At 70.4% G+C, this 17,215-nt stretch carries 13 protein-coding genes and 1 pseudogene; 5 read left to right on the top strand and 9 right to left on the bottom strand.

The features are described 5' to 3' along the window. Positions 1 to 4: 4 nt before the first annotated feature. Complete coding sequence (locus tag K8Z49_RS17965) at positions 5 to 1,570, bottom strand: OmpA family protein (RefSeq protein ID WP_412519865.1); 1,566 nt, start codon at positions 1,568 to 1,570, stop codon at positions 5 to 7. 136 nt (positions 1,571 to 1,706) lie between these two features. Then, entirely contained in the window at positions 1,707 to 3,077 is a 1,371-nt protein-coding gene (locus K8Z49_RS17960; RefSeq protein ID WP_412519863.1) for an erythromycin esterase family protein, read from the bottom strand. Positions 3,078 to 3,310: 233 nt separating this feature from the next. On the opposite strand from K8Z49_RS17960, the pseudogene K8Z49_RS17955 reads away from it, so the two are divergent. Beyond that, positions 3,311 to 3,568, top strand: a pseudogene (locus K8Z49_RS17955) (hypothetical protein); the annotation flags it as partial. A 27-nt stretch (positions 3,569 to 3,595) separates the two neighbouring features. Here K8Z49_RS17955 and K8Z49_RS17950 read toward each other — a convergent pair. From K8Z49_RS17950 to K8Z49_RS17935, 4 genes are all read right to left on the bottom strand, one after another. Beyond that, complete coding sequence (locus K8Z49_RS17950) at positions 3,596 to 4,561, bottom strand: alpha/beta fold hydrolase (protein WP_412519861.1); 966 nt, start codon at positions 4,559 to 4,561, stop codon at positions 3,596 to 3,598. 105 nt (positions 4,562 to 4,666) lie between these two features. Next, positions 4,667 to 6,028, bottom strand: a complete 1,362-nt coding sequence (locus tag K8Z49_RS17945) for an ATP-binding protein (protein WP_412519859.1) — start codon at positions 6,026 to 6,028, stop codon at positions 4,667 to 4,669. Further along, positions 6,004 to 6,468 carry a hypothetical protein gene (locus K8Z49_RS17940; RefSeq protein ID WP_412519857.1) on the bottom strand — a complete coding sequence of 155 codons (465 nt, stop codon included), beginning with the start codon at positions 6,466 to 6,468 and terminating at the stop codon, positions 6,004 to 6,006. The genes K8Z49_RS17945 and K8Z49_RS17940 overlap by 25 nt, the downstream gene beginning before the upstream one ends. A gap of 410 nt (positions 6,469 to 6,878) precedes the next feature. Then, positions 6,879 to 7,514: a DUF305 domain-containing protein gene (locus tag K8Z49_RS17935; protein WP_075023052.1), complete on the bottom strand. Its 636-nt coding sequence runs from the start codon at positions 7,512 to 7,514 to the stop codon at positions 6,879 to 6,881. Between the two features lie 240 nt (positions 7,515 to 7,754). Between K8Z49_RS17935 and K8Z49_RS17930 the strand changes: the two genes are divergently transcribed. After that, complete coding sequence (locus tag K8Z49_RS17930; RefSeq protein WP_021591896.1) at positions 7,755 to 9,113, top strand: LVIVD repeat-containing protein; 1,359 nt, start codon at positions 7,755 to 7,757, stop codon at positions 9,111 to 9,113. A 184-nt stretch (positions 9,114 to 9,297) separates the two neighbouring features. Here the strand turns inward: K8Z49_RS17930 and K8Z49_RS17925 are convergent, their stop codons facing one another. Then, the gene (locus K8Z49_RS17925) at positions 9,298 to 10,707 is read right to left on the bottom strand and encodes an amidohydrolase family protein (RefSeq protein ID WP_412519855.1); all 1,410 of its coding nucleotides are present in this window, start codon (positions 10,705 to 10,707) and stop codon (positions 9,298 to 9,300) included. Further along, entirely contained in the window at positions 10,704 to 11,942 is a 1,239-nt protein-coding gene (locus K8Z49_RS17920; RefSeq protein ID WP_412519853.1) for a CoA transferase, read from the bottom strand. The genes K8Z49_RS17925 and K8Z49_RS17920 overlap by 4 nt, the downstream gene beginning before the upstream one ends. Before the next feature lie 99 nt (positions 11,943 to 12,041). Here K8Z49_RS17920 and K8Z49_RS17915 point away from each other — a divergent pair, with 99 nt between their 5' ends. Beyond that, entirely contained in the window at positions 12,042 to 13,091 is a 1,050-nt protein-coding gene (locus K8Z49_RS17915) for an enoyl-CoA hydratase-related protein (protein ID WP_412519851.1), read from the top strand. Positions 13,092 to 13,111: 20 nt separating this feature from the next. Here K8Z49_RS17915 and K8Z49_RS17910 read toward each other — a convergent pair whose 3' ends face one another. After that, a complete protein-coding gene (locus tag K8Z49_RS17910; RefSeq protein ID WP_033329904.1) occupies positions 13,112 to 13,993 on the bottom strand; it encodes a formylglycine-generating enzyme family protein in 882 nt (293 codons plus the stop codon). A gap of 367 nt (positions 13,994 to 14,360) precedes the next feature. Here K8Z49_RS17910 and K8Z49_RS17905 point away from each other — a divergent pair, with 367 nt between their 5' ends. Continuing rightward, a complete protein-coding gene (locus K8Z49_RS17905; protein WP_075023056.1) occupies positions 14,361 to 15,755 on the top strand; it encodes an NtaA/DmoA family FMN-dependent monooxygenase in 1,395 nt (464 codons plus the stop codon). Continuing rightward, positions 15,752 to 17,212 carry an aldehyde dehydrogenase family protein gene (locus tag K8Z49_RS17900; protein WP_021594005.1) on the top strand — a complete coding sequence of 487 codons (1,461 nt, stop codon included), beginning with the start codon at positions 15,752 to 15,754 and terminating at the stop codon, positions 17,210 to 17,212. Before K8Z49_RS17905 ends, K8Z49_RS17900 begins: the two co-directional genes overlap by 4 nt. Positions 17,213 to 17,215 lie beyond the last annotated feature (3 nt).

The following is a 17,215-nucleotide window of genomic DNA, read 5'->3' as shown; positions in this document are numbered from 1 at the left end:
GCCCCTATCCGCCGAAGACGGGGATGTTCGGGATCTTGCCGAAGCTCACGGCGTCGAGCGTGACGGTCTTGGTCCCGGCGGGCGGCGCCGTCAGGTAGACGTACGAGCGGTACGGCGTCTTCGGCCGCCAGTACATGGTGGCCGAGCCGACGTACGTCCCTTCCTCCTCGCTTCCCTGGGGAGCGGTGCGCACCGGCAGGTAGGTCTTCCCCGAGCCGTCGGTGACGCTGAACCCGTTCACCCCCTGACCGCCGAAGATCCCTTCGCCGCCGAAGGCGGCCGGCTCGACCCCCTCGGCCTCGCTGGTCGCCTCCACCACCCCGACCAGGAAGGCGCCGTCCCGGTAGAAGGGGTGGACGCGCAGCCGGAACGGCACCGGCTCGCCGATGCTGTTGCGGCCGTCGGCCCGGCGCTCGGCGACGACCCCGCCCGGGGCCGCCCGGAACTCCGCGGGACGTCCCGCGCCCGCCGCGCCGCCCGTCCCTCCGGCGGCTCCGGGGTCCCCGGCCTTGAGGCCGTAGGAGATCTCGACCCGCCGGTTGCGGGCTCGGGCCTGGGGATCGTCGGCGCCGTTCTTCTCCTCCTCGACCAGCGGCTCGTCCGCCCCCTTGCCCGAGACCGCGAACCGCACCTGCCCGAGCTTGGGCGCGATCGCCGCCTGCACCGCCCTCGCGCGGCGCTCCGAGAGGCTCTGGTTGTAGCTCCGGGTGCCCTTGCCGTCGGTGTGGCCCTCGATCGTCACCGGCTTGGAGGGGTCGGCACGCTGGGCCATCTCCTGCGCGATCTTGTCGAGGATGCCCTGGGCCTTGGCGGAGAGCCTGTCCGAGTTGAAAGCGAACAGGACGTCGCTGCGCAGGCCCTCGATCTGCGTCCCGGCACCGGTCGTCGACGTTCCGCTCTCCCCGTCGATCTGGTCGTAGAGGTCCTTGACGACGGGCTCGGTGCCCGGGGCCGGCGGCTCGACGGCGTACACCTTGGTCTGGCCCGGCTCCGGACCGGCGGTCCCGGAGACGGTGGGGCCCGGCGGCGTCGCTCCCGGCGGCGGCGCGGCCGGGCCGTCGGTCACCGTGACGCCGGGCAGCTCCGAGGTGCTGCCCGGCGTCAACACCGAGACCTGCTTGACCGTGGACGGAAGGGCGGGGAACCAGATGTCCGACTCGTACCGGACGCCCCTGGTGAAGAACAGCTCGCGGGGGCTCAGCTCGTAGTGGGCCATCGCCTTGTACAGCTTGCGGCCCACCGGATCGAGCAGCTCATAGCCGCCGAAGCCGAGGTTGCTTCCCCTGCCGCCTTCGTCCAGGTAGTTGACCGCCACCCGCAGCTTCGTGAACTCGCCCCGCCGCTCAAGGCCGAGCACCTCCAAGCGGTACTTGCTGGCCCGGGTGTCGGTGATGGACAGCCCGCCGAAGAGCCCTTCGCGGGCGATGACGGCATCTCTCCGGCCGAGGGTCGCCTCGGACGAGGCGCCTGACCCGCCGCCCCCTTTCTCCTTTTCTCCGTCTCCTCCGGGACAGGCGGTGAGCGCCAACCCGAGCCCCACGGACAGGGTCGCGAGACGCATTGACTTCATGGACGTGGTGCTGATGACGCGCACGGGAGTCCTCGAATGGTGGGGGCCTGCTAGTGACCGCAGGGAAGCTACCTCCGAGGATGTTGTGCACCAAGGGGCCTCTTGCCTGCACAACCCCCGCCCCGCGCCCCGACTTTTAGAGCGGTCGTGCGGGGGTGACCGCCTGGCGGTGGACGACCAGGTCGAACCACTGCCGCACGGTGCCGCCGGTGGCGTAGGAGTCGTAGGGAAGTTCAGGGGTCTCGGTGGCGATACCGCGCGTGGCGATCGGAGACCGCAGCCACTCGCGCACCGGCGCGGGCGCGTCCACGCGCAGGTCCATGAGCAGCTGGTCGAAGCGGGTGGCCTGACCGAACGGGCGCTCGACCCACCCCTCGCGCGGCGGCGGCATCTCGACCGTCCCGCTTTCCCCGGCGATCGTCCCGTGGTCGAAGGTGAACCCGATCGACCGGTAGCCGTCCCCGAACCAACGGCGCAGGTACGACCCGACGCTCGCGAAGGCCATCTCGCCCTGCTCCGGGCTGAACAGGCGCATGCCCGGAGCGACGGCGGTGTGCGGGGTGGCCGCCCAGTACACGACCTTGCCGTGGTGACGGCCGCGCCACCAGCGCAGGTTCTCCGCCGCGCGGGCGTCCCGGAAGGCATAGGACGTCTCACGCGGAATGTAGTAGTTGAGATAGAAGGAACGAATCTGCTTGGCGGCGTGCACCGCCAGCGAGTACGCCCGGTCGCCGGGCCGGTGCGGCAGCCGCTCGACCATGTCGTACAGGTCGCGGGCGTGCTCGACGTACGGCTTCTTGTCCTTCACCTCGTTCATGTACCAGCCGGCGTGGGCCCAGGCGTCCGGCTTCGTCGGCCGGAGCCACTCCATGTGCCTTCGCAGTTCGGGGACGAGCGACGGCGCGGCCTTCGCGACGTGCGCGTCGACGATGTCGTAGGCCGGGAGCCAGGTCGTGTAGTACTCCACGCCCACGAACCTGACCTGGTCGCTCTTCTTGCGTCCCTTGTTGAAGTCGCGCAGCCAGTTGAGCGCGTCCGCCGTGTCGCGGTTGGCCCAGGCGCCGCTCGTCCGCCGCAGGAGCGCGTCGATGTCCCCCTCGCCGGTGCGGACGTACCGGTCGATCTCCAGGCCGAGCGTCCAGTCGTCCTCCCAGGCGATGGACCGGAACCCCATCCGCTCCACCAGGTAGCGCAAGGTGCGGTGCTTGAGGGCGGTCACCTCCCGCAGCCCGTGCTGCGGCTCGCCCAGGCCGACGATCGAGGCGTTCCCCACCGAACGCCGCAGGGGCTCCAGGTCGTCCAGCGGCGCAACCGGATCGACCGTCCCGAGCCGATGCGCGTTCCTCTCGATCCAAGCGGTCACCGCCCGCGTCTCCAGGACGGTGGACGCGGCTGCGGGACGCGCGGCCGTCTCGGCGGACGCCTGCGCGGTGAGGCCGACACCCGAGAACAGAACGACCGTCCCGGCGGCGGATGCGACGAACCGCAACGCTGTGCGCTGTTTCATGGCGGATTCCTTCCAGCTGGCTGTGCTGCGATGCCGCACACGTTGGCCGCAAGGTCCGTCCCACCACATCCGCCCACGGGAGACTCCGCAAATACCCCCAACGCCGTACACACCGCCCGCCGGGCGTCGGCCGGGGTGGACGAGGGTGTTCGTGGCGGCGCTGATCGTGTTTCACAGCCACAGGTGGCCGGGGTCGTGGAGGTGGATGAGGGGGCAGATACGAGGTCCACGCCGCGACCGGCAAGCAGAAGGAGCACGCCTACCTGAAGGAGGTCGGGGCCGCCGCGGTCGTGGAGCGCGAGTCGCTCACCGGCGAGCCGAAACCCCTGGCCAAGCAGCGGTGGGCCGCCGGAATCGACAGCGTCGGCGGGCCCACCCTGGCCAACGTGCTCTCCCAGGTCCGCTACGGCGGGGCGGTCGCGGCCTGCGGCCTGGCCGGCGGCCCGGTGATTCGGCGAACGAGAATTGGCTCCACCCCGCTGGGGGATTGAGTCAGCAGACCGGCCGAACACAAATGATCAGGGCGAGTCTTCCCCAGCGGCCAGCCACTGGCCGACCGCCTTGACGTAGCCGCCTGGCGCTTCCAGCGGCAGGAGATGCCCGACTGTTGCGAAGACGCGCCGTTCCCAGTCGGGTCGGCGTCTGGCCAGATCGTCGATCGTGCTTTGGGGGATGAGGGCGTCCTGGTCACCCCAGAGCAGCAGCACGGGCGCGTTCACGGCGGCGATCGCCCGGTGGATGGGCCGCTGGTCGATGAACAAGGCCGACATCACCGAGGCGAAGGCCGTGACGGCATCCCCGAGCTGCTGCGGTTGCGCGCTGCGCACTTCGGCGCTCAGTAGCGCTGTCATGTCCGGTGACAACCACGACAGGTCGCCGCCGACTGCCTTGCCGCCCGACCGGTTGGCCGAGTCGGTGACCATTTTCAGCTTGAGGTCGAGCAGGCGTCGACCGGTCAGGCGCAGCACGGCCCGCGCGGCCGGTGGCCCGACCGCCAGGCCCAGCCTGCCCAGGGTGCGCCAGAACAGCACCTCGCCGGCGGGCAGCGGACCGGGCAGTGCGGGAGCCGCGAGCACGACCCGTCCGACTCGCTCGGGGGCCGAACCGGCGAACAGCACCGCCACCAGCCCACCCATGGACCAACCATGGACGACCGCGTCCTGGACGCCCAGCCGGGCGGCGAAGGCGCTCATGAAGCGTGCGTTCGGCTCGGCCTTGGCCGCCCGAGGGTGCGGCGAGCCGGTGTGGCCGAACAACGTTCCCGGCAGATCGGGGGCGATGACCGGCCCGAGCGTGCTCAGCGGCGCGATGAGGTCCAGCAACATCGACGCGCTGCCCGCCATCGGATGGATCAGCAGATGGGTGGGCCCCGCCTGGCCGGCATCGGCGCTCAGATAGTGCACGCTGGTTCCGCAGACGTCGATCTCCTGGCTGCCGATCCCGGCCCACCGCGGGGACAGCACCCCCCAGTCGGCGTGACGCATCCTTCCTCCTCCACCTCGTCGCTGAGCACGAGCCGCTGCTCCCGGCTGGTGACTGGTCCCGCCGAACCGGTTCGTCCTGATCGGAATGGGACCGCGGAACTGCGGTCAGGCGGGTTCGGTGGCCTGCCGGGCTCGGGTGTGGGCCCTGCGGTGGGAATCGCTGCCGGTGTCGATGATGGTGGCGTTGAAGGTGAGCCGGTCGACGATGGCGCCGCAGAGGCGGGGGTCGGTGAAGGTGTTGGTCCAGGCGCCGAAACTCTCGTTGGAGGCGATGGCGACGCTGGCCTTCTCCTCGTGTTCGGTGAGGACCTGGAAGAGCAGGTCGGCGCCGCGTTTGTCGAGTTCCATGTAGCCCAGTTCATCGATGCAGAGCAGGTCGAGGGGGCCGTAGCGGGTGATGGTCTTGTTGAGCACCAGCTCGTCGGCGGCCTCGACCAGTTCGTTGACCAACTTGGCGGCCAGCACGTACTTGACCCGGAAGCCGGCCATGGCCGGAGTCAGGGCGCCGACCCGCAACGCGGTCGCGATACCGGCGACCACGTGCTCGTGGGCCATGCTGCGGTGCAGCAGCAACACCTCGATCAGCGCCCGGGTGCCCTCGGCGTCGCCGTGGGCCCGGCGGACCGCGGCCCACCAGGCGTCATGCACCGGGGTGAACTTGCCGGCCTGGCGGGCCTGTTCCAGCGCGGTCGACCCGGGCAACGCGCCGGGCTTGCGCATCAGAATCTCCAGATAGTGGTCCAGGTCCAGCCGACACTGGTGCTTGGCGACCAGCCGCTCGTGCCGGGCGACCTGGGTGCGGCCGTCGAACACCACCAGTTCCGAGGCGTGCAACAGCACCCTGACCTGCCGCCCGATGAGGCGGACCGGCACCGAGTAGTAGTTCATCCGGACGCAGATCTGCGAGCGGCGGTTCACCCGGGGATGAAACACCCGGCCGGTCTCGAACGGCTCGTCCGGCAGCGGCGCCGGCAGCGGCTGCTCAACGGCGAAGTCGGCGGCGACGGTCCGGGCCCGCGACCCGATCCGCCGCTGGTCATCCTCCGCCTCCCACTCGGCGATCATCGCGTTCAGTTCCGCCAACGACTCAACGACGGGAACGGGCACCAGGTGGTTGCGGCGAAACCGGCCGACCTCACCCTCCACCCCGCCCTTCTCGTGCGCCCCGTCCTTGCCGGGACGGCAGTAGAACGCCTCCAGATGGTGGTGCGAGCGAAACGCCACCCAGCGCTGATTTTCCACCCGGGCCCACGACAGTCCGACCACCTTGGTGACCGCGGCCCGCAGATTGTCGTAGCGGACCTTGCCGGTCGGGACGCCGCCCAGCACCCTGAAGGCGTGCACGTGTCCTTCGAAGTAGGCCTCCTGCCCGGCCGAGGCCGTGACGCGATGCACCGCCTTGCCCGAATACGACAGCCGCAAGACGAACAGGAAGCACTTGGTCATCGTCCCGGCCAGATGATCCACACGTCCCCGAAGTCGACCTCGGCCTCGGCACCGGGCCGATGAACCTGGTCGATGGGCACCTCGGGCGGCGAGCCCCGGCCCGCCTCGGCCATGACTGCGGTTTGCGCCAGGCCACGTAGTTGGCGACGGTGGAGTAGGAGACCCCCTCCATCTCCCGCTCGGCGACCAGGCGGTTGAAGATGCGCCGCACCAGTATGCCGCTGCTTGCGCGGGGCATCCAGGTCCGTCCACAGGATCTGGTCGATCACCGGCTTGAACGGATCCAACCGCGAGGACCGCGGCGGCGGCTTCTTGCGCGGAGCCGGAAACGCCGAGGCCAGCGCTTCACGCACCGTCCGCCGATGCACCCGGTACTTCTTGGCCAGCGCCCGCACCGACAAGCCCTCACGCCGCGAATCCCTGCGGATGGCCGCGAACATCTCCAGCTTGTGGTCACGCACCACGCCCACCCCCAGGTGCTCCCGGGCAGCCGCAGCGTCTCACCCCACCACCCCAGGTGGGGCCAAAACCCACTGAACAGGTATCGCCCAGCCACAGGGTGGGGCCAGACCTAACTCACCGGGTGGGGCCAGGAACCGCGCGTAGAACCAGGCCCGGGGCTGCCGGCGACGGTGATGCCCTTCATCCTGCGCAACGTCTCGCTGCTGGGCGTCGGTTCGGTGAACGCCCCGATCGCCTTGCGCCACGAAGCCTGGTCACGCTGAACGACCTTTTCACGGCCGACGAACTGCGCACCGTGGTCAACGACGCCGCCCTCAAGGACGTCCCCGCACTCGCCGCAAAACTCCTCAAAGGCGAAATCCGCGGCCGCATCGTGATCAACGTCTGACCGATAGTGGGTTGATCGCGGTCAGCTCGCCAGCAGGTCGTTCATGCGGTCGATCTCGGCCAGCTGGGTGGACTGGACGTCGCGTGCCATCTGCTGGACGGTGACGTCGGTGCCTTTGTCCAGGACGTCCTTGGCCATGGTGAGCGCGCCCTGGTGATGGGTGATCATCAGCTTGAGGTAGAGCTCGTCGAACGTCCCGCCACGCGCGTCCCGCAGCTGCTTCAACTGCTCCGGCGTGGCCATTCCCGCCATGCCGGTGTGCGCGCCGTGATTGCGGCCGTGCGCCTTCAGGACGGCCTCGGCGTTCTGCTTCAGCCACGACCGCATCGTCTCGATCTCAACCTTCTGCGCCGCGTCGATGCGGGAGGCCAGCGACCGAACCCGCTGGTCAGAGGCCCGGGACGGGGCCAGCGCGGACATCTCCAGCGCCTGCGCGTGGTGGGGGATCATCATCTGCACGAACCCGACCTCGGCCGCGGTGGGCGGCGCGGCCTTGCGCGGACCCGCGACCTGCGTCTTGTTGGGCTCGCCCGGCCGGCCCGGGACCAGCACGGACCTCGACGGGGCCGCCTCGGGTTCGGCGTCGCCGCTGCAAGCCGTCAGGGTGCCGGCGGCCATCGCGACCGCCACGCCCACCACCGCGATCCGGTGCCGCATCGAACCTCCCACGTCCAGCCGGCCACCCGGACCGTACCCGCAGAACGGACCAGAGCAAAAGGGTCCTTTGATCAAAAAATGCCGATATACAAGCTCAAACCTGTACAGACATCTCGAAACCCTCGATACTCCAGAATCGAGCCTGTTCTCGGGGGTCATGGAGACAAAGGAGTCAGGGTGCCGCCAGTTATCAAGCGACGTACCAGACGCAGAAGCCTCTTGGGGACCCTCTCGGGCCTTGTGCTGGTGATCTCGGCCGCGTTCGTCCCGGCGGCCTCGGCCGGCCCGGCCGGGGACGAGATCAGCAAGACGCCCAACATGCATCATCTGGCGAACATCCCCAAGCAGGGGCCGCTCGCCGCACCCGCCGCGTACGGCTCGGACTGGGCCTTCAAGGGCCGGTACGCCTTCGGCGGGAACTACGAGGGCTTCACGGTCTACGACATCAGCCGACCCCAGAAGCCGCGGGTCGTCACGGTCGTGCACTGCCCCGGATCCCAGAACGACGTGTCCATCGCCGGGAACCTGCTGTTCCTGTCGACGGACAGCTCGCGGAGCGACGACTCGTGCCAGTCCGTGGCCAAGCCCGCGACCGACAAGACGGCGTGGGAGGGCATCAAGATCTTCGACATCAGCGACGTGCGCAACCCGCGCTACGTCAAGGCCGTCGAGACCAAGTGCGGCTCCCACACCAACACCCTCGTCCCGGGCAAGCGCACGGCCTACATCTACGTGTCGTCGTACAACCCGAGCGACACCTACCCGGACTGCCGGCCTCCGCACGACCTCATCTCGATCGTGAAGGTCCCGTTGCGGAACCCGACCGCGGCGAGCGTGGCGGCCGAGCCGGTGCTGTTCCCGGACGGCGGCAACCCGGGTGACCCCCCGGACACGCCGTGGCCCGGCCAGACCAGGGCCACCTCGGGCTGCCACGACCTCACCGCCTACCCCGACAAGGACCTGATGGCCGGGGCGTGCATGGGCGACGGCGTGCTGTTCGACATCTCCGACCCGCTCAAGCCGCGCACCATCACCAGCGTGCGCGACGACGAGAACTTCGCGTTCTGGCACTCGGCGACGTTCAACAACCGCGCCAACAAGATCGTCTTCACCGACGAGCTGGGCGGCGGCTCCGCGGCCACCTGCAACCCGACGATCGGTCAGGAGAAGGGCGCCAACGCCATCTACGACATCGTCGGCAAGGGCAAGCACCGCAAGCTGAAGTTCCGCAGCTACTACAAGATCCCGCGGCACAACACCGACAACGAGAACTGCGTGGCCCACAACGGCTCGCTGATCCCGGTGAAGGGCAAGGACATCATGGTGCAGTCCTGGTACCAGGGCGGCATCTCGGTCATGGACTTCACCGACTCCCGGAACCCCAAGGAGATCGCCTGGCTCGACCGCGGTCCGTGGGCGGACAACCTGCAGTACCTGGCCGGCACGTGGTCCACGTACTACTACAACGGCTACATCTACTCCAACGAGATCCAGCGGGGCCTGGACGTCATCGACCTCCGTGACCCGCGCACCGACCGGGCCAAGCGCGTCAGGCTGGACGTGCTCAACGCCCAGTCCCAGCCCAACTACTACGACTGACCTGACCGGACGGGTCCTCGCCCCCGCCGAGCCGTGAGCCCGGCGGGGCCGAGGACCCGCCTGTCGCGCTTCCTCGCCGTACCGGACGGGCCCGGTCGAGCGGGACGGTGATCGCGTATCGAGATGCTCTGGACGCCGCTGAAGGCCCACCACGGGGCGGGCTTCAGGCTCCGCCTTCCAGGGTCTAGAGGACCAGGCGGCCTTCGATCGCCACCGTTCGCACGAGCGCCGCGCTGGGGCGGTGGAGTGCTTCGGTGAGCGGGACGTGCAGCAGAAGCAGGTCGGCGGGGGCACCGGCCTGGACCGTCCTGATCCGTCCGCCCGGTTCTTCGGGTGGGGTGAGGTAGGCGTGCAGGGCGGTGAGCGGGGCGATGCGTTCGGCCGGCCCGACGGTCGTTCCCGATCGGGCGCGGCGGTGGACGGCCGCGGTCATCACCTGCCAGGGGTCCAGTGGCCCGTACGGGGCGTCGCTGGAGAGGCCGACCGGCACCCCGGCCGCTCGTAGCGACGCGTACCGGTAGAGGTCGCGGTGGTCTTCGGCTGCGACGTCGCGCAGGTAGTCGTCACCCCGATCGGCGATGAAGCCGGGCTGGGTGACCACGCGCACGCCGCGCCGGGCGATGTCGTCGATCAGCTCGGCCGGGACGAGGGCGGCATGCTCGACGCGGTCGCCGCCGAAGGCCGGTCCTGCCTGGTCGAGTGCGGCCAGCAGGAGCACCAGCGCCTCGCGGGTGACGCAGTGCGCGGCGATGGGACGGCCCCGGTCGTGCGCGGCGCGGATGCGGTCGCCGAGGTCGTCGAGACCGGGCAGGGCGGAGTCGGCGATCACGATCTTGTAGGGGCCGGCGCTGATGCGGGGGTCGGTGGTGGGGGCGTCCAGGGGGGCGCCCAGGAGGTGGAGGCGCTGGGGGAGCGTCCCGCCGGCCACGGCGCGGTCGAAGGCGGCCAGCGCGGCGGGACCGAGGTCGGGGGTGGCGTCGGTGACCGCTGTGATGCCGAACCCGGCCAGCTCCCTCGCCACGTCGTCGAGCGGCAGCGGAGGTGAGGGCGGCAGGCGGGTGCGCAGCCAGGCGTCGGCCCGCCATAGCCGTCCGGTGGGTGTGCCGTGCGGGTCGCGTTCGATGCCGGGGTGGCCCGCGGTGGCGAGCCCGGTGGCCGTCAGGGCGGCGGTGTTGAGCATCCACAGGGCGCCGCTGCGGTGCTGGACGCGGAGGGGACGGTGCGGTTGGAGCCGGTCCAGGGCCGCGGCGTCCAGGTCACCGGCGACGGTCTCGATGTAGCCGGTGCCGCGGATCCAGCCGTGCTCGTCGGGGGCCGCGTCCCAGAGGGCGGCGGCCAGCCCGGCGTGGTCGCTGACCTCGGGAGGCCCGCAAGGGACGGAGTGGCGGCGGGCCGCGAGTGCGTGCAGGTGCAGGTGATGGTCGCACAGCCCGGGGATCAGGGCGCCGCCTCGGCACTCCACGACGCGCTCGCCGGGACGGCGCGGCAGGCTGTGGCCGATCTCGGCGATCCTGTCTCCGGCGATGCGGACGTCGGCGCGCCGCGGACCGCCGTCGAGCTCGGCGTCCCGCAGCAGCAACCCCGTCTCCTTCACGGGGCAGCGATCCCCAGCTCGCGCAGCACCTCGCGGGTGTGTTCGCCCATCGCTGCGGCGGGTCCGGCGGCTCGGCGGACGGCCGGGAGGGCGACGGGCACCGGCCCGTCCGCGGTGTCGACGGCCCAGCCGTCCCCGTCCCGGGTGGCGGCGGGCGAGGGGATGTCCGGATCATCGGTGCCAAGGGTGGCGGCCACGACGTCGGACATCGCCACGTCCCACAGCATGCCGCCACCGCCGGGCGGGGCCGTGGAGGCGAGCACGGCGGCGGTGAGCCCGGTCAGCGGGTCGGCCAGAGCGTCCCCGCAGAACAGCGGGGCCCCGTCCCGCTCGCGGCAGACCAGGCCGGCGGTGGCCGCGACATCGTCGCCGAAGCCGATCCCGTCGTCGTCGCGTCCGTGGGCGGTGATCGACACCCAGGTGGTGCCGGCGGCCACGGCCGCCCCGGCGTCCAAGCCGAACCGGGCCAGGGCACGCGGGCGGGACGCCTCGATGACGATGTCGGCCGCGTCCACCAGGGCGGACAGCGCGCGCCTTCCGGCGGGGGCGCCCGGGTCGAGGACGACCGAGCGGTGGCCGGCGTGCAGCAACCGGTAGAAGCCGGGATGGCCGTACCGCGCGCCGTCCGGGCGGGCCGGTGTCTCCACCTTCACCACCCGCGCCCCGGCCAGTCCCAGCAGGTGCGCGCACAGCGGCCCGGCCCACAGCGCGCTGAAATCGACCACCAGCGCCCCCTCCAGGGTGCACGGCTCCAGCGGTTCGGGAAGCGGCGCCGGGGAACGCCGCCGCGCCACCGCGCCGGCCGCCACCCCCAGCAGGCGGGCACGTTCGGTCAGGTCGGCTCCGGTGTGCTCGCGGAGCCACGCGCCGAGCGCGGGCCATGGGTCGTCCCCGACCTCGGTGCCGGCCAGCGCGCCCAGCAGCGCCGGATCGTCGGGACGCGCGCAGGAGACCGCCGCCCACCCGTCGGCCGTGGGCAGCAGCCTGCACGCACCGCCCGCCGACACGCCGCCGCGTCGCCGCAGGCCGAGGAGGGCTGCGCGCTCGGACAGCAGCCGGGGCCCGTCCACGCACACCGCACGTCCCGTCCGGCTGGTGTGGTCGGAGAACCGCTCGGCCAGCGCCCGCGCGGTGGCGGCGCCGTTCCCCGGCGGCACGAGCGGCGGCCCGTCCGGGCGTCCGGTCAGCGCCACCACCCCGGAGGCCGCCCACGCCTCCGCCCCCACCGCGTTCACCTGCGGTGATCTCCGGTCACCCGGCACGGATCGATCGGCATGAGCCGAAGATACACTTTCCGGCATTCACTCCCCGGAGTCTGTATTGCGAGGTGAGCGATGGGCGGACCACCGCGCCTGTCCCTGGCCGAGTTCGCCGACGGCGCCGCCGACGGCCCGCTGATGGACGGCCACGGATCCGTGCTCGCCCCGCTCATGGCCGTCGATCTGGGCGGCGCCGCCGACCCCGCGACCCTGCGGGCCGCGACGCGGCGGGCACGCGACGGCGACCGCGTGCTGATCGGCCTGCTGCCCGGCGGCGGGGCGTCCACCGGACTGTCGCGGGCGCTCGACCTCACCCTCGCCCCTCCAGGTGCCGCGACGGGCCGGGAAATCGTCGTCGTCGACGACCCCGAAGCGGCGCTCGGCGAACTGCACCGGGCGGTAACGGGCAATCCGCTGGCGTCACTGGTACTGCGCGATGTGCTGCGCACCACCGAGTCGATGCCCGTCCCCGCCGCTCTGGACGTCGAGTCCTTCGCCTACTCCACCCTGCTCGGCGGCCCGGAGTTCGTGCGCTGGCTCAAGCAGCGCGGCCCGCGTCCCCTGCCGCCCGTGGTGGAGGATCCGGTGCTGGTGGTCCGGGACGACCCGGAGCCCGGAACCCTGCGCATCACCCTCAACCGGCCCGAGCGCCGCAACGCCTACGGACGGCAAGTGCGTGACGCCCTGGTGGACGCCCTTCAGGTCGCGCTCCTCGACAGCGATATCGGGCACGTCGTCCTGGACGCGGAAGGGCCCGCGTTCTGCTCCGGCGGCGATCTCGATGAGTTCGGCACCGCACCCGACCTGGCCACCGCCCATCTCGTCCGGACCCGCGCGGGCGCCGGGCGGCTGGTCCACCGCCTCGCCGGGCGGACGTCGGCGCGGCTGCACGGCGCCTGCGTCGGCGCCGGCATCGAGATCCCCGCGTTCGCCGGGACGGTGACCGCCAGGCCCGGCACCACGTTCCGCCTGCCGGAGGTGTCCATGGGGCTGATCCCGGGGGCGGGCGGAACGGTCAGCATCCCGCGCCGCATCGGCCGCTGGCGCACCCTGCACCTAGCGCTCACCGGAGCGCCGATCGACGTCGACACCGCCCACTCCTGGGGCCTGGTCGACCATAACTAGGGACGAGACAGTTCGGGCTGTCAGACGTCGGCGGCGGTGCGGAAGCCCGTGTTGCCGCTGGAGCTGTCGGGGGTGTTGCCGGTGCGGGCGGCGACGCGGTAGCGGTTGCAGTAGGACTCGTGGCACAGGTACGACCCGCCGCGCATCGAGCGGTGGGTGGGGTTGAACCAGTCGGCGCACCACTCCCAGACGTTGCCGGACACGTTGTACAGGCCGAAACCGTTCGGCGCGAACGCATCGACGGGTGCGGTGCCGGCGTAGCCGTCTTCTTCGGTGTTGTGCACGGGAAAGCGGCCCTGCCAGATGTTGCACCGGTGTTCACCGCCGGGCGTGAGCTCGTCACCCCACGGGTAGCGCGCCTGGTCGAGCCCGCCGCGGGCGCTGTACTCCCATTCGGCTTCGGTGGGCAGGCGGCGCCCGGCCCAGCGGCTGTAGGCGACCGCGTCGTTCCAGGACACGTGCACGACCGGGTGGTCCTGACGCGTCTCGACATCGCTGCCCGGGCCCTCCGGTGCGCGCCAAGACGCGCCCCTGACGGCCAGCCACCATGGTGCCTGCTCCGGCCGCGGCGCACCTCGGCGCAGGGGGGCGGGCACGAACTTCGCGAACACGTAGGTCCAGCCGAACGCCTCGGCCTCCGTGCGGTACCCGGTCGCATCGACGAACTCGGCGAAGCGAGCGTTGGTCACGGCGTAGGCGTCGATGGCGAACGGCTCCACGGTCACCTCGCGCACCGGGCCTTCGCCGTCGTCGGGGAACCCGTCCGCAGCGTCGGTTCCCATCCGGAACGTGCCGCCCGGCAAGGTGATAAGCCCGTTGGTGTTGGTGGCGCCCGTGGTGGGAGCGTCGAGGGCCGCACGGGGCTCACGGGGTGATCGGGACGGTGGGCAGCAGTGGCGCACGGCGGTGGAACCTCCTGGCTGAGCATTGGCTGCGCGGTGACGAGTGCGGTCGTCGTCCGCCGGGGCCAAGGGCCGGCGACCGCGCTAGCTCCTGATTAAGAGGATACCTATTTTTGGCTGCGGAAGCAGCGAGCCTTGCCGGCGGTCGGCTGCGCTCCCGCCTTGCCGCCACTGGACAGCGATCACGCATGCACTCAATGCATGAAACCAGCCGTGAAGTGCATTGGACACCGCGAGCATTCGGCGGTGTCATGGAGTGACCAGGATGAGGACACTCTTATGAGTGACGGTGAGCGGACCTTCGGGACCACCGGCCTGAATCGTGCCCACGCCGCCTTCCAGCTTCCAGCGCATGAGGAGATGACCCATGGAACACCGCGAGGGTCAGTTGAGCTTGGTGTTGTTCTTCAATCCGGTCGGTCGTTTCACGCACAGCTGGCGGCGGCCGGGCAGTGGGGTCGAGGACCTGCTGGGTTTGGAGATGGCGACGTATTCCGCGCGGCGGGCGGAGGAGGCGAAGTTCGATGCGATCTTCATTTCGGACAAGGCCTCGTTCGATGATGACCCGGTGAATCCTGACCTGTGTCCTTATGAGCCTTTGACGACGCTGGGTGCGTTGAGTGCGGTGACCCGGAATGTGGGTCTCATCGCGACCGTGTCGACCACTTTCACCGAGCCGTATAACACCGCGCGGATGATGGCCCAGCTCGACTTTCTGTCGAAGGGGCGGGTCGGGTGGAACGTGGTGACGTCCTACAGCGGCGCGCAGAATTTCAATGCGACGATGCCGGCGAAAGCGGAGCGGTACGCGCGGGCGCAGGAATTCCTTGATGTCACCCGGCTGCTGTGGGATGCGTGGGAGGACGACGCGGTCGTCATGGACCGGGAGCGGGGGGTGTGGGCCGATCACAGCAAGATCCACCACCCGCGGTTCGAGGGCGCCCACTTCACGGTCCAGGACGCGCTGACGATGCCGCGCTCGCCGCAGGGCCATCCCGTCATCGTCCAGGCGGGGCAGTCGCAAGAGGGCATCGCTTTCGCCGCCCGTAATGCCGAGGTGGTCTTCGCCTCGCAGAGCGATATCGAGGGCGCGGTCTCCTTCTACGCCAAGCTCAAGGGCCGTGTCGCCGAGTTCGGGCGTCCGCCCGGCGCGGTCACGGTCCTGCCCGGGCTCATCCCGGTGGTCGGTGAGACCCAGGCGGAGGCCGATGAGATCGCCGAGATGCTCGCCGATCTCATCACCGTCGAGGTCGGCCTGGCCGATCTCAGCTTCCAGCTCATCGGTGCCGACCTGACCGGTCTGGATCTCGACGAACCGATCCCCGTGGAGCGGCTGCCCACTGTCGAGGACGCGGCGCGCAGCACGATGCTCAACGCCAGCCGGTATCGGAACATGTACCAGATCATCACCCAGGACAAGCCGACGCTGCGTCAGCTGATCCGGACCCGGACCAAGTCGGCCAGCCATCAGCTGCTGCGGGGCACCGCGAGCGGTATCGCCGACCAGATGCAGAAATGGTACGACCAGCGGGCATGCGATGGATTCACCATCACACCGCCGTACATGCCCGAAGGGCTGGACCGGATCTGCGACCTGCTGGTGCCCGAACTCCAGGACCGCGGCTGCTTCCGCACCGAATACCAAGGATCGACACTCCGCGACACGCTTGGCCTCGAACGCCCCGCCCCGCTTCGAGAGGTCGAGCCGTCGCCCGCATTGGCCGTCCCGCAAGCCGCGGGCGTACTGGCTCAGCAGTCATGACCGGGATCGACAGGACCCTGTTCACTCGGGACAAGCTCTTCATCGGCGGTGAGTGGGTCGAACCCTCGACAGAGGCGCGCATCGACATCGTCAATCCCTGCACCGAGGAGATCATCGGGTCCGTTCCCGAGGCGGGCATGGCCGACGCCGATCGTGCGATCGCGGCCGCGACCGACGCGTTCGCGGCCAGCCCCTGGCGCGGCCTCACCTATGTGGAGCGGGCGGAATACCTGGAGCGGCTCGCCCAGGAGCTCGAAAAGCGCGCTGAGGATATCGCGACCGTCCACATCAACGATTTTGGTGGTCTCGTCGGTCCGGGCAGAATGCTGGCGGCCCGCGGGGCGGCCATTGTGCGGAGCTACGTGCAGTTCGCTCAGCAGCTTCCCCCGGGTGTCGAGCGCCGCCGGGTCGGGGACGTCGAGGCGCTCGTCGTGCACGAGCCGGTGGGGCCGGTGCTCGGGATCGTCCCGTGGAACACGACCTTCGCGATCACCCTGGTCAAGCTCGCGCCGGCACTGCTCGCCGGCTGCCCGGTCGTCATCAAGATCGCGTTCGAAAGCCCGATGAACAGTTTCCTCATCGCGGACGCGATCGAGGCGGCCGGTATCCCGAAGGGGCTGGTGAGTTTCCTGCCGGCCGACCGCCCACCCCTGGAGGGCATCACCTCCCGGCCGGAGTTCCGGCACATCTCCTTCACCGGCAGTACGGCCGCCGGAATCGGGATCATGAAGGACGCGGCCGAGAACGTCACCGACGTGACCCTCGAACTCGGGGGCAAGTCCCCGGGAATCGTCCTCGACGACCTGGACCCCGCAAAGGACGCGCACGTCGTGTTCGCCGGGACGATGAGTCAGGCCGGGCAGGTCTGCACGACGTACTCCCGGCTTTTCGTGCCCAGGGCGATGGAGCAGGAGTGGCGCACCGCGCTCACCGAGTTCTACTCATCCCTTGTCATCGGCGACCCGAGCGACCGTGCCACCCAGGTCGGACCGCTCGTCTCGGCAGGCCATCGGAGCAAGGTCGAGAATTACATCCGCATCGCGCGCGACGAAGGCGCCACCATCCTCACCGGTGGGGGCCGGCCGGAGTCGATGCCGCACGGCTACTTCGTCGAGCCGACACTCGTCGCCGACGTCCACCCGGACATGCGGATCGTCCGGGAGGAGGTGTTCGGGCCGGTCATCACCCTGCAGGCCTACGACACCATCGATGAGGCGATCGTGATGGCCAACGACACCGAGTACGGCCTCGCCGCGGGCATCTTCACCCGCGATGAGGAACGTGGGCTGTCGATCGCGGGCCGCATCGAGGCGGGCACCATCACCCTCAACATGGGCGGGGCGTGCCTGCTGGTGCCCTTCGGGGGCTACAAGAAGTCCGGCCTCGGGCGGGAGGGCGGCCTGGAGTCCGTCCTGGCACTCCTGGAGATCAAGCAGATTCAGGTCGGTCAGGTCTGAGCC

The organism is Actinomadura madurae (assembly GCF_047130825.1).
GTDB lineage: Bacteria > Actinomycetota > Actinomycetes > Streptosporangiales > Streptosporangiaceae > Spirillospora > Spirillospora madurae.
The sequence above is the reverse complement of the archived record's forward strand: the minus strand, read 5'-3'. Positions and strand labels throughout refer to the sequence as shown.